Origin of the sequence: Prochlorococcus marinus str. AS9601 (assembly GCF_000015645.1) — a bacterium.
Taxonomy (GTDB): Bacteria; Cyanobacteriota; Cyanobacteriia; order PCC-6307; family Cyanobiaceae; genus Prochlorococcus_A; species Prochlorococcus_A marinus_O.
In genome coordinates this window covers 1,325,081-1,337,069 of sequence record NC_008816.1, presented here as the reverse complement: position 1 = coordinate 1,337,069, position 11,989 = coordinate 1,325,081, and the positions used below count along the sequence as shown (strand labels likewise).

General features: G+C 31.8%; 16 protein-coding genes and 1 tRNA gene. 7 read left to right on the top strand and 10 right to left on the bottom strand.

Features of this window, described 5'->3' with window-relative positions; genetic code table 11:
• Positions 1 to 15: 15 nt before the first annotated feature.
• The 5 genes from A9601_RS16525 to A9601_RS16505 all read right to left on the bottom strand — a co-directional run bounded on the left by A9601_RS16525 (position 16) and on the right by A9601_RS16505 (position 2,724).
• Positions 16 to 567 (bottom strand): pyridoxamine 5'-phosphate oxidase family protein, encoded by a 552-nt coding sequence (locus A9601_RS16525; protein ID WP_011818973.1) that lies wholly within the window; start codon positions 565 to 567, stop codon positions 16 to 18.
• A complete protein-coding gene (locus A9601_RS16520) occupies positions 560 to 1,177 on the bottom strand; it encodes a methyltransferase family protein (protein ID WP_011818972.1) in 618 nt (205 codons plus the stop codon). The genes A9601_RS16525 and A9601_RS16520 overlap by 8 nt, the downstream gene beginning before the upstream one ends.
• A 67-nt stretch (positions 1,178 to 1,244) precedes the next feature.
• Positions 1,245 to 1,316: transfer RNA gene (locus A9601_RS16515), tRNA-Val, on the bottom strand.
• Positions 1,317 to 1,365: 49 nt separating this feature from the next.
• Positions 1,366 to 2,157 carry a photosystem II S4 domain protein gene (locus A9601_RS16510; protein ID WP_011818971.1) on the bottom strand — a complete coding sequence of 264 codons (792 nt, stop codon included), beginning with the start codon at positions 2,155 to 2,157 and terminating at the stop codon, positions 1,366 to 1,368.
• On the bottom strand, positions 2,158 to 2,724 hold the full coding sequence (locus tag A9601_RS16505) for a hypothetical protein (protein ID WP_011818970.1): 567 nt from the start codon (positions 2,722 to 2,724) through the stop codon (positions 2,158 to 2,160).
• 99 nt (positions 2,725 to 2,823) lie between these two features.
• Between A9601_RS16505 and serA the strand changes: the two genes are divergently transcribed.
• The 4 genes from serA to A9601_RS16485 all read left to right on the top strand — a co-directional run bounded on the left by serA (position 2,824) and on the right by A9601_RS16485 (position 6,221).
• Entirely contained in the window at positions 2,824 to 4,410 is a 1,587-nt protein-coding gene (gene serA, locus A9601_RS16500; protein WP_011818969.1) for a phosphoglycerate dehydrogenase, read from the top strand.
• Positions 4,411 to 4,428: 18 nt separating this feature from the next.
• Positions 4,429 to 5,340: a 50S ribosomal protein L11 methyltransferase gene (gene prmA, locus A9601_RS16495; RefSeq protein WP_011818968.1), complete on the top strand. Its 912-nt coding sequence runs from the start codon at positions 4,429 to 4,431 to the stop codon at positions 5,338 to 5,340.
• A 134-nt stretch (positions 5,341 to 5,474) separates the two neighbouring features.
• Positions 5,475 to 5,774 carry a ferredoxin gene (locus A9601_RS16490; RefSeq protein WP_011376994.1) on the top strand — a complete coding sequence of 100 codons (300 nt, stop codon included), beginning with the start codon at positions 5,475 to 5,477 and terminating at the stop codon, positions 5,772 to 5,774.
• Positions 5,775 to 5,852: 78 nt separating this feature from the next.
• The gene (locus A9601_RS16485; RefSeq protein ID WP_011818967.1) at positions 5,853 to 6,221 is read left to right on the top strand and encodes a hypothetical protein; all 369 of its coding nucleotides are present in this window, start codon (positions 5,853 to 5,855) and stop codon (positions 6,219 to 6,221) included.
• Positions 6,222 to 6,230: 9 nt separating this feature from the next.
• On the opposite strand, the gene A9601_RS16480 is transcribed toward A9601_RS16485, so the two are convergent.
• Entirely contained in the window at positions 6,231 to 6,791 is a 561-nt protein-coding gene (locus A9601_RS16480) for a pentapeptide repeat-containing protein (RefSeq protein WP_011818966.1), read from the bottom strand.
• A gap of 74 nt (positions 6,792 to 6,865) precedes the next feature.
• Positions 6,866 to 7,804: a ribonuclease Z gene (gene rnz / locus A9601_RS16475; RefSeq protein ID WP_011818965.1), complete on the bottom strand. Its 939-nt coding sequence runs from the start codon at positions 7,802 to 7,804 to the stop codon at positions 6,866 to 6,868.
• Between the two features lie 88 nt (positions 7,805 to 7,892).
• Here rnz and A9601_RS16470 point away from each other — a divergent pair, with 88 nt between their 5' ends.
• The gene (locus A9601_RS16470) at positions 7,893 to 9,068 is read left to right on the top strand and encodes a SpoIID/LytB domain-containing protein (RefSeq protein ID WP_011818964.1); all 1,176 of its coding nucleotides are present in this window, start codon (positions 7,893 to 7,895) and stop codon (positions 9,066 to 9,068) included.
• 3 nt (positions 9,069 to 9,071) lie between these two features.
• On the opposite strand, the gene truB is transcribed toward A9601_RS16470, so the two are convergent.
• The gene (truB, locus tag A9601_RS16465; RefSeq protein ID WP_011818963.1) at positions 9,072 to 9,995 is read right to left on the bottom strand and encodes a tRNA pseudouridine(55) synthase TruB; all 924 of its coding nucleotides are present in this window, start codon (positions 9,993 to 9,995) and stop codon (positions 9,072 to 9,074) included.
• A 142-nt stretch (positions 9,996 to 10,137) separates the two neighbouring features.
• Here truB and A9601_RS16460 point away from each other — a divergent pair, with 142 nt between their 5' ends.
• Positions 10,138 to 10,812, top strand: a complete 675-nt coding sequence (locus A9601_RS16460; RefSeq protein WP_011818962.1) for a class I SAM-dependent methyltransferase — start codon at positions 10,138 to 10,140, stop codon at positions 10,810 to 10,812.
• Here A9601_RS16460 and rpmA read toward each other — a convergent pair.
• Positions 10,805 to 11,065 (bottom strand): 50S ribosomal protein L27, encoded by a 261-nt coding sequence (gene rpmA / locus A9601_RS16455; RefSeq protein WP_011818961.1) that lies wholly within the window; start codon positions 11,063 to 11,065, stop codon positions 10,805 to 10,807. The genes A9601_RS16460 and rpmA overlap by 8 nt on opposite strands.
• A gap of 9 nt (positions 11,066 to 11,074) precedes the next feature.
• Complete coding sequence (gene rplU, locus A9601_RS16450) at positions 11,075 to 11,515, bottom strand: 50S ribosomal protein L21 (protein WP_041484631.1); 441 nt, start codon at positions 11,513 to 11,515, stop codon at positions 11,075 to 11,077.
• Positions 11,516 to 11,659: 144 nt separating this feature from the next.
• On the opposite strand from rplU, the gene kaiB reads away from it, so the two are divergent.
• On the top strand, positions 11,660 to 11,977 hold the full coding sequence (kaiB, locus tag A9601_RS16445) for a circadian clock protein KaiB (RefSeq protein ID WP_011818959.1): 318 nt from the start codon (positions 11,660 to 11,662) through the stop codon (positions 11,975 to 11,977).
• Positions 11,978 to 11,989: the final 12 nt, after the last annotated feature.

Genomic DNA, 11,989 nt, shown 5'->3' with positions numbered 1-11,989 from the left:
ACAATTTAGAAATATTTAAGGATTAATTTCAACTTTTTCCCATTTTTTAATCTTTTCCCAAATATATCGTTTATGAACAGGCTGTTCTAATTTAAGAAGATCCACTGAATCGATTTTAAAATTTAGAACTACAAAATTTTCTGACTTGGGTAGATTGGATAATATTTCACAACTAGATTGGACTTTTGGGTTTATTTTCTCTCCAGGAGATCCCCAAAACCAAGACGATTTTGATTTTTCTGATAATAAATCCCAATAATTTTTGTCATCACTTAATTCATATATTTTTCCTTTGAATCTATATTGTGATTTGGTTTTCAAAAAGAACCATAATATTTCTGCATTAGGGTTAGATTTTAAATGCCCAATTTTTTCACTTCTTCTATCTGTAAAAATAATCATTGAACTATCTTTATGCCATCCTCTGAAAACAACTGTTCTTAATCTTGGCTCATTTTCTTCGCTGACTGTTGCAAGCTGTATCCATCTATTAGAGGGCGATTTGCCCTCTTTTTTTCTTGAAGATTTTAAATCTTGCCTCCAACTGGGTAAGTTGTTATCAGGCATTTAATTTAGGCAATATAAAACCACTTTTCTTTTTGTATTCTTCGAATGAATCATATTTTGAGAGCGATTTATCTTTTTTTATCATTCTTGGTAGAAAAACTATAGAGAAAAATATTGCAAGAATTACTAATGGTATTAAACTCATTGAAAGTATGGCGAATGAAAGATAAATTAGTATTTCTCCTAGATAATTTGTATTCCTTATATTTTTGAAAAATCCTTCTTTAATTAGATCTTTTTTTAATTTAAGAGAAAAATATTTTTGGGCATCACTAGAAAAGTGTAGAAACACACCAATTATATTTATAGATACAGATGCAGCTATTACAATATTTGGAACAGATTTCTGAGATGATATAAGAATGTAGGGAGCTACCCAGTAACTTCCAAGGAAAATAAAACCCGTAACTGAAGTTAAAAAATTGATTTTTTCTTTAAAATAAGGATCTGGGAATATCTTTTCTTTTAGAAGCCAAAGTAATCCATAAGTACCATGCAGAGCTAAATAAACGTAGGGAGCGATCGTAAAATTATCAAAAAAAATCATAAGACCTACCACTACAAATGCAGTAAGCCCCTTATGTAGATTAATTATTTGATTAAGTTTCATCTTTATTAATAATCTAAAAAATGAAATTATTTTCTGTGGATATAACCTAGGTCGTCAAAAGTTTTAATGGGCGATACTGGATTCGAACCAGTGGCCACTACCGTGTCGAGGTAGTGCTCTACCACTGAGCTAATCGCCCCAATTGAGGAATTTTTAATCCCCCTTATAAGAAAATAGCAGGTTGCGTTTCATTTTCTAAGTAATTTAACTTTCCATCGTTCTCTTTTGGTTATTTCTAAATTTAGAATTTCGATAAATCCTTTATTTTCAAGTTCTAGTTTGTCGCCAATTTTTAGATTAATTGTTGGCTTATTAACTTTGCTTCCATTTAATCTGAGCATTCCATTCTCTATCCTTTCAATGATTTTGGTTCGTGATACCCTAAAGCCAGCTGATGCTATAGCATCTAATCTTGTTGAAGCTTCTACAGTATTGACAAGTTTTTTTGATCTTCCAGAAGGTATTTGTAATTCATCTATACCTACTACATTAACTTTTACTTTTACGTCTCTTAAATAAAAAATCTTTTCATCTAGATGCTTTATATTTGAATTATCAATTATCCCTTGTGCTCCCCTATCGCCAATGGTCCATATATCTCCAACTTTTATTTGATTAACCCCATTTTCAATTAAAAGGGATCTAAAGTCGTCTTGTGTAGCATTATCAAATAAAAAATTCCCATTAATTTTTATTCCTTGAGCTGGAAAATTACTTTTTAGTGCATCCTCTTCAGGAATATTATCTCCTCTAAAGCAAGCTATCCTAGATCTTTGAGAAGAGGAGAATCCTCCATAAATAAAAAATTTGAAATCATTTAAATTTTCAAAATCTTTTAAAATTTCTTCGCAAACATAAGTTGAATTAAACCCTGTCCAATAAGTTTCCCAGTGTTTGTAGGCTAAGTTAGCAATATTTATTAATTCCTCAGTTTCTTTTTTGTAGTTTGCATTTATTAAGATCTCTTTTAAGTCAATCATTTAACCTTCTAAAAAAATTATATCTTTTGCTTCTGATTGTTTTATCAAAGACCATGGTAATTCAGCTCCAATTTGATTTTCAAGTAAAACAAGCCATTTACCCTCTTTATTAAAATTAATGATTGATCTTAACTCTTTATTTCTATTAATGTTGATACTTGCAGAAGAAACAATGCTTCCTAAATATCCTGAACCCATTCCTAAAAGACCTCCAATTAATGATTCCCCAATGTTATTTAAACCAAGAAAGCTGAAGGTAGATAAATTTGTCATATTAGAAAAAGCTATTCCAGCTATAAACCCAAATGGCATTAGCCATCTACTCATATCTCGTTGTCTGATCTTTCTATCAAGTTTAGGATTTAAGATTCTTATATCTTCAAAATTTTGAGATTTGAATAAGATATTTGCTTTCGCATTGAGCAATTCTGTTTCGTCTAATGATATTTTCTCACTTATTGGTGGGATCAAAATAGCTTCAGAGAGCATTACTGATTTTTCTTTGAAAACATCAAATAGCTGAATACATTTATCAATGTCTTCAAATATCACGATACTTTTAGTCAAATTTCAATCCTCAAATGTTTGTGTGTTATTCAAATTAATAAAATAAGATACATACACTATAGATTAAGTTAAAGTAAAAGATTAAAGAACCAATCTTAAATGACAAAAGTTCTCATTACAGATCCAATTGATCAAACAGGAATCGATATTCTTTCACAAGTTGCTCAGGTTGATCAGAAGATAGGAATATCAGACTCTGAGTTAGCGTCTATTATTAAAGATTATGATGCTTTAATGATTCGTTCTGGGACCCAAGTGACTGAAGAGATTATTAACTCTTCAAGTAAACTTAGAATTATTGGAAGAGCCGGAGTTGGAGTCGATAATGTAGATGTTAAGGCTGCTACACAAAAAGGAGTTCTTGTTGTTAATTCTCCAGGGGGTAACACAATAGCTGCTGCTGAACATACTATAGCTATGATGTTGGCCTTATCTAGACATATTCCAGTCGCTAATAGTAGTACTCTTTCAGGTAAATGGGAAAGAAAGAAATTTGTTGGGAATGAGCTTTATAACAAAAAATTAGGTGTAGTAGGTTTAGGAAAAATTGGTGCTCATGTAGCGAAAGTTGCTAATGCATTAGGAATGGAAGTTTACGGATACGATCCCTTTGTCTCAACTGAAAGAGCTCAACAAATCCAAGTTAAACTATCTGAAATAAAGGATTTATTCCAACAATCTGATTACGTAACTTTGCATTTGCCTCGTACACCAGAGACAGAGAATTTAGTAAATATGAAGGTGCTTAAAAGTATGAAAAGTAGCGCAAAATTAATTAATTGTGCCCGAGGAGGCTTAATTGACGAAGAAGCATTAGCAGAAGCTTTAAATGAATCATTGATTGGAGGTGCTGCGATAGATGTCTTTTCTAAAGAGCCATTGGAATCTAATTCACCACTTTTAAAGGTTGAAAAGAATCTTATTCTTACTCCTCACCTAGGAGCATCTACTCGAGAAGCGCAAGAAAATGTAGCTGTTGATGTTGCAGAACAAATCAGAGATGTCTTGCTTGGTTTGTCTGCTAGAACTGCCGTAAATATTCCAGGTTTGAGCCCTGATATTATGGATAGCCTAAAACCTCATTTGCAGTTGGCTGAAACAATGGGTCTGCTTATAAGCCAGCTTTCAGGAGGACAGATTCAAAAACTAGAGGTGAAGCTTCAAGGCGAATTTGTTCAACATCCTTCCCAGCCATTAATAATAGCTAGTCTTAAAGGTCTTCTAAGTAAAGCTTTGGGAGATAGGATCAATTACGTAAATGCTTCTCTAGAGGCAGATTCAAGAGGTATTTCAGTAGTCGAGAGTAAAGATGAGGCAAGACCTGAATTTGCTAGTGGATCTTTGCAATTAACCACTTATGGAGATAATGGCGACCATAGCGTAGCAGGAAGCATTTTTGCTGATGGGGAATTAAGAATTATTAGTATTGATCAATATCCTGTTAATGTATCGCCAAGTAGATACATGTTGGTTACTAGGCACAGGGATATGCCTGGTATTATTGGCAAGCTTGGTTCTTTATTGGGTAGTAACAATGTAAATATTGCTTCAATGCAAGTTGGGCGCAAAATTGTTAGAGGTGAAGCAGTTATGGTTCTAAGTATTGATGATCCAATTCCTAATAAGTTGCTTGACACCATTATTGAAGTAGAGGGAATTACCAATGCTAATCCAGTTACTCTATAAAGAGGTCTGCTCTCTGTAATGACAATTAAAGATTGGTATAAACTAACTTTTTTGATTGAAAGTGATTCAGAAGAAATAATTATTTGGAAATTAAATGAGCTGGGGATATTTAGTTTTTCATTTGAATATTTAATTAAAAATAAAAATAAAAAAGAGGTGAATATATGGCTTCCAGTCGCTGATTGGAGCGAGAGTTCTAGGTTTGGTGTTGAAAAAATAATTACCAAACTTCTAAATATTAATGCCCCTACGAATCAATTTTTTGACTGGAGTATCATAAAAGAAGAGGATTGGTTGACAAGCTGGAAGAAATATTGGGCGCCTGAATTAGTAGGAAATCATTTTTTAATATTGCCTTGTTGGATAAATCTAAATGAAAAATTTAAAGATAAAAAAATCATAAAAATTGATCCTGGAGCAGCCTTTGGTACAGGAAGTCACCCTTCGACTTATCTTTGCTTGGAAAAAATGGATAATATTTTATTTTCTGATAAAAAGATATTAGATATTGGAAGTGGTAGCGGGATTTTGAGTGTCGCCGCAAGATTGCTTGGCGCTAAAGAAGTTTGTGCAGTGGATAATGATTATCTAGCTATAAATGCAACTAAATCTAATTTCCAACTAAATTTCGGTAATTTAAATAATTTAAATACATATTTGGGATCTTTTAATGAGGTAATTTTAAAAAATCAACTCAAACAATTTGATTTTGTTTTATGCAATATTCTTGCAGAAGTAATAAAAGAAATGATTCCAAATATTTATAAGTGCTTAAGAAATAATGGGGAAGTTATTTTTAGTGGAATTCTGAATTCACAAAAGGATGAAATTATAAAAATATTAATTCAGAATGACTTGAAATTATTGGATGTATCAACTAGAAAAGATTGGGCATGCATTTCTGCGCAAAAAGCCAGCGATCCAACCTAAGTATAAGTTTTTCTTATACATACTCTTTCATACATTTTATTGTGTCATTTTTTACTTCAAAATCTCACATATCGACCTAATCGATGTTAAAAATGTATGAGATAGGTATTAACTACCAACAATTTTTTAATTAAATGGCTTCTTACAAAGTTACACTCATCAGTGAAGGTGAAGGTCTCAATTCAACTATTGAAGTACCTGATGACCAATACATTCTCGATGCTGCTGAAGAACAAGGGATCGACCTTCCTTATTCCTGCAGAGCTGGAGCATGTTCAACATGTGCTGGAAAAGTTACTTCAGGTAGTGTTGATCAATCAGATCAAAGTTTCTTGGATGATGACCAATTAGAAGCTGGTTTTGTTCTTACATGTGTTGCTTATCCAACATCTGATGTAACAATTACAACTCATGCTGAGGAAGAATTGTATTAATTATATAAAATTAACTTTTCTAAGTTGATTATTCATTATTTCTCTGCCACCCTCTATGAAGGTGGTTTTTTTTTGTATATGAATAATTTTGAATTCTTTAAGACTGGCAGTGTTCAATCAAGTTATGGAGGTCAGTACAGTTATAAGGTAATTGGACCATGTTGCAGACTTTATGATAGGGAAGAGTTACCTTGGCCCTGCTCAAGGCTTGCTTGGAGAAGTAAGGAGCCTAGTTGGAGAAGAATAGGTTCTAGGTTTGTTGCTGATATGGCCTCAAGAAAATGCCCATCTTACTCAGTACAAATTTTGGAGCCTGGATCAAAACCTGTTGAGACAGTTATAACTCTTTTTTCAAAGAAATTTTCTTCTGATATACAAGAATGGTGGTATAGCAAAAAACCAGGCTCAAAAGAGCCTGGTAATATCTTTCCTTATGAAGTTAGTTAGCTTTAGGTATTATGCTTTTGGCTTTGGAGGCATGTAACCTTTTAAGCCGCTGCATTCAAGACTATCAATTGTATTAACTCCAGTTTTTGTGTTAGTTCCACTAGCTCTTTCACATAATGATTTTCTTTGAGAAAGATCAAGATTTGCATCAGTAAAGTCTGCCCCATCAATAATTGCTCCATCAAAAACACTTTTCATTAGTTCACCATTGGTAAGATTTGCATCAGTAAAGTCAGCATTATCGAAGCGTGTTGCATATGCAATGAGGTCTGTCATATTGGCCCCTTTAAAACTAGAGTTTTTTGCTGTTGTTACACTCATATATGCGCCTTGAAGATTAGCTTCTCCTAAATCTTGATTAGATAAATCATATTTAACATATTCAGTATTATGAAGGTCTGCACCGTGAAGATCATCTTTTAAAACGTCAACTGATGAAGGATCACTAGGATAAAGTGCGTTTGCAGAGATTGGATTAATAAGTAAACCAATAATTAATGGAAGAAAAATAAATAGTCTTTTACAAGACATATGTAGTGATGAAAAAATAGAGACCATTTCGATCGACATCAAATAGAAAAACCTAAGACTATTATTTCATGGGTTGGCCATTTACAGCGCTCCTGCTAACGAACTGTTGCAGTTTATTTTATTTCTGCAGTTAGGAAATCTTTGGCAAGATGAGTATTTGGGAAAACTTTTTGCGCCTCTTTAAGCAAATCACCTGGTGTAATTGAATTTTTATTAGTATATCTTGGACTTAAATGAGTAATAATCAATTTTTTTGTATTAGATAATAATGCTGTTTTGGCAGCCATAATTGTAGTGGAATGTAATTTTTCATAGGCCATTCTCTCATCCGTCTGAGAAAATGTTGATTCATGTACGAGTAAATCGGCATTTTTCGATAGTGAAACAGCTGATTCGCTAAAGACTGTATCTGTGCAATAAACAAAACTTTCTCCTTCTCTAGGCGGTCCACAGAATTCTTTTCCATCAAATGTCCTTCCGTCTGGTAATACGACTTTTTTACCTTGTTGCAGTTCTGAATAAATTGGTCCAGGTGCTATTTTTAGAGACTCTGCTTTTTTGATATCAAATACACCTGGCTTATCTTTTTCACTAACCCTATAACCATAAGCAGGTATTTTATGTTTAAGGCAGGCGCAATTTACTTTTATTTTGTTGTTTTCAAATAGAATTTTATTTTTTAATGCAAAATTTTCAACTTCCACAAAATGCAATGGGAATGACAATTTGCAAAAACTACTTTTAAGTGCTGAATTTATAAAACTTCGCAACTCTGAAGGACCGTAAATTTCAATACCCTCACTATTGCCTGATAAACCTAAGGTAGCCAAAAGTCCAGGCAAACCATAAATATGGTCACCATGCATATGTGTAATAAATATTTTCTTGATTTGTGAAGATTTAATATTACTTTTCATTATTTGATGTTGCGTTCCCTCTCCACAATCAAAAAGCCAAACTTCTGCTGACTGTGATAATTTAAGTGCTAGGGAAGAAACATTTCTCGTTAAGGATGGGACACCTGAGCTTGTTCCTAAGAAGGTGATATTCACTTATTTATGATATTTTTATTTTTATATCTGGATTAAATTTAGACTTTTAGTCAAACTTAGGCAAATTAAGCATTTGTTTTTAAACAAAGTGATACTTAAATTTAAAAATAATTATAGTAAATGTTGCCTGATAAGTATTCTATTTATTTGTGTTTTTCATAGTGAAAGTGTTTTTGCATCTAAAGAGCCAATAATTAGAGTTTTGATATCAAAAAATAACAATTTAAGGATCAGATCAGATAGATCAATTCCTTTAACAATAAATGGGAAATTTTTTTCAAGCAAAAAAATAAAAGGCTTAACCTTGAAAAATGAGAAAAATAGAAAAATTTTATATTTTGATAAAAATAAACAAAAAAAATATGACTTAAAAAATAATCAACAATTTAAAATAAGTTCTTCTGATAGAAGAGGTATATGGGTAGGTCAGAAGAGATTTTCTGGTAAGCTTAATATCTTTGTCCTTGACTCTAAAATATTGGTAGTAAATGTTTTAGGAATAGAAAAATACCTCAATAGCGTAGTGGGTTCAGAAATGCCAACAAAATGGCCTATTGAAGCATTAAAGGCACAAGCAATTGCTTCAAGAACTTATGCTTTAAATCAAAAGGGAAATAATTTATTTGATATAGATTCAACCCAGAAAAATCAAGTCTATAATGGCTTAGAGTCTAGAACTTACAAAACTATCAGAGCTGTTAAAAGTACAAGATCTTTGGTTTTAACTTATAAAAATAAATTAATTAATGCTTTGTTTCATAGCAGCTCAGGTGGAATGACAGAAAATAGTCAAGATGTATGGAAAAATAAATATCCATATTTATCAAGTGTGAAAGATTTTGATAAAAATAATCCAAAATTTAGATGGCACAAAACAATTTCGAGTAATCAATTAATAAATTTATTTCCCGAGATTGGAGGTTTAAATAATATAGAGATTCTAGATATTACTGCGACCGGGAGGGTAAAAAATGTAAATCTTATTGGGGCTTATGGTTCTTATCAAATGTCTGGGGTAGCTTTAAGAAAAAAATTAGGACTCAACAGTAATTTTGTGAGATTTAGATTTTTTGAGGAAGAATTAAACAACAATACTCCCCAAAAGAGAGGTTTAATAGCTTTTGGACAGGGATCAGGTCATGGAGTAGGAATGAGTCAATGGGGTGCAAAATATCTGGCGTCTAGAGGCCAAAAAGCTGAAAGAATACTAAAGCATTTTTATAGGGGTGTTCAGATTAAACCTTTTAGAAAAGAATACCTATAGAAGTTATTTAGCATTAAGGACTAATTTTGGATTTATATTAGATTGCTCTTTATTTAAGAAGCCTATCCCAAGAAGTGTTTGTTTGTTATCTATTACTTTTATAGGTTTTTTATAGTCAAATGATTTGCTTTCCCGGAAGTAATTAATATCAACTTTAATTTCTCTTCCTGTTTGCCAAAAATTGATTTGTTCTTCATTACTTAAGACAAATGTTGAAATGTGACTAAGAGCAGAAATTGTTGGAATAATAAAATTTTTCGAGTTTTTTTTTCCTTTTTCTTTTTCAATATCAGATATTTTTATCGAGTTTTGTTCATCAAAGCCACAAGCTGAAATTCTTTTTAGTTGAAGAAGGCAACCTGCGGAATTAAGAGTTTCTCCTATATCTCTCGCGATTGATCTTATATATGTGCCAGCTGAACATTTGATTTTTATTTCTATGATTCCGTTAATTTGGTCCCAGTTCATTAAAATGAGTTCGTCTATTTTTACTTCTCTTGGTGCTAATTCAAAAATTTCATTCCTGAAAGATTTTTTATAAGCTCTCTCTCCATTGACGTGCACACTAGAAACTTTCGGCGGAATTTGTTTAATAATTCCTCTAAATCTATTGAAGTATTGATCTAATTGTTTATAGCTGATTTTAGGCCAACTTTTTTGACTAATTATTTCTCCTTGAATATCATCAGTGCTAGTTCTTATCCCTAATTTAATTTCTCCTATATAGGTTTTACCCTGGGGAAGATATTGAATAAATCTTGTTGCATTGCCTATAGCGATTGGTAATGTTCCTATAACTTCTGGGTCAAGAGTTCCTGTGTGCCCAACCTTTTTTGTATTTAGTAACTTCCTTATTTGTTTAACACAATCATGAGAGGTACAGCCTTTATCTTTATTAATTACTAAGAATCCATCTTTAGTTTCCATTTTTAATATTAAGAATACTTTCAGAAAGATTTATAACCATTCTATGATTTTGGTATTGGAAATTTAGAGAAAGAAATTGAAAAACCATAATTTCATTTTAAAAGAGTTTTTAGACAATGCTTTCAATTTGAAATCACACTTAATGGAATACTTATCTATCAAGGAATGTGATTTAGATGGATTCCTTGCAAATGCAAAGATTAATTTAGCAAATTCACATCCTGGGGATGCTTTAAATGATGTTTCAGATTTTTATACTGAGATTGTAGGAGATAGGCATGTAGCTGATTTAGCTGCTTGGCATATTACAAGTAGAGACTATATAGCTGATACTTTAAAACTTCAGCAGAGATTTTCTAGAGATTTAGTTTTAGATTTTGGAGGAGGTATTGGTACGCATGCCCTAGCTAACGCTATGTCTTCGAAAGTTGAGCATGTTTTTTTTGTAGATATTAATCAAACAAATAGAAATTTTGTTGAATATAGGGCTAAGAAATTAGGAGTAGAAAAAAAACTTACTTTTTGCAAGACAATTCAAGATACACAAATATTGAAATTTGATACAGTAGTCTGTCTTGATGTTTTGGAACATCTTGCAGATCCAGCTTCTCAAATTAATAATTTCAGTGAGATTATGGATAGTAATTCTATCGCTCTATTCAATTGGTATTTCTATAAAGGAGATAAGAATGAATATCCGTTTCATATAGATGATATTCGAATTGTTGAAAAGTTTTTTGAGACTCTTCAATCAAAATTTTTAGAGGTATTTCATCCTATTCTTATAACCACAAGAGCTTATCGGAAAATTAGATAACTATATTAACTCTTTTTCTATTTTTTAAATTTCTTTTAATGCTTTCGAAACTTACGGTCCCTTCTTTTAGTGCAAAAAGCGTGTCATCTTTACCTATGCCAACATTGTTTCCGGGCAAAAATGATGTACCTCTTTGGCGGATTAAAATTGATCCAGCAGTTACTTTTTCTCCACCATAAGCTTTAACACCTAGTCTTTTGGAATTTGAATCTCGACCATTTCTTGTAGAACCTGTCCCTTTTTTATGTGCCATTAGAATTGTTTAATTTGTAGATTTTTCTGATTTTGGTTTAGTTTCCTTTTTAATAGTTTCTTTTTTTGAAGAAGACTTAGGAGTATCTTTACCTATTGTTATAGATTTTACCATAACTCTTGTAAGTTCTTGTCTATGTCCCATTTTTCTTCGTGTCTTTTTTTTTGGACGCATCTTGTATACAAGAATTTTCTTATCTCTCTTATGGGAGACTACTTCCAATTCAATTTTTGCGTCCTTAACGTAAGGTTTTCCAACAGTAATAGAGTCTTTGTCTTTTAGAAGTAAAACTTTTTCAAGTGTTATCTTATCTTTTTCTTTTGCATTTAACCTGTCTATGTCATAGTATCTGTTAACTTCGAACCAGAATTGTTGACCCGAAGTTTCAGCTATCGCGAACAATTCATTACTTTTTAAAGAATTGCTTGAGGAGTTTTTAGAATTTGTCATCTTTTTAAAGACGCTATCAGGCTCAAATTTATAATTTGATTTAGCCAAATAAGCAATCATAATAGTTTGTTTATTTTCTTATTTTGTAGTGTAATAAGTCAAGGGTTGTTTTAAATCTTTTATATCAATTAAGGACCAATAACAATGGCAGCAAGAAAAACATACATTTTAAAACTCTATGTTGCTGGAAATACACCTAATTCAATGAGAGCCTTAAATACTTTAAGAGGAATTTTAGAAAATGAATTCAAAGGTGTTTACGCTTTGAAGGTTATTGATGTACTCAAGCAACCCCAACTTGCAGAAGAAGATAAAATTTTAGCCACCCCAACCTTAGCTAAAATTTTACCGCCTCCTGTGAGAAAAATAATAGGTGATCTCTCAGATAGAGAGAAAGTATTAATTGGTTTAGATCTCCTTTTTGATGAATTAACTGAAACTGAATATAGTGGAGATAAATAGAACATTAAAAAC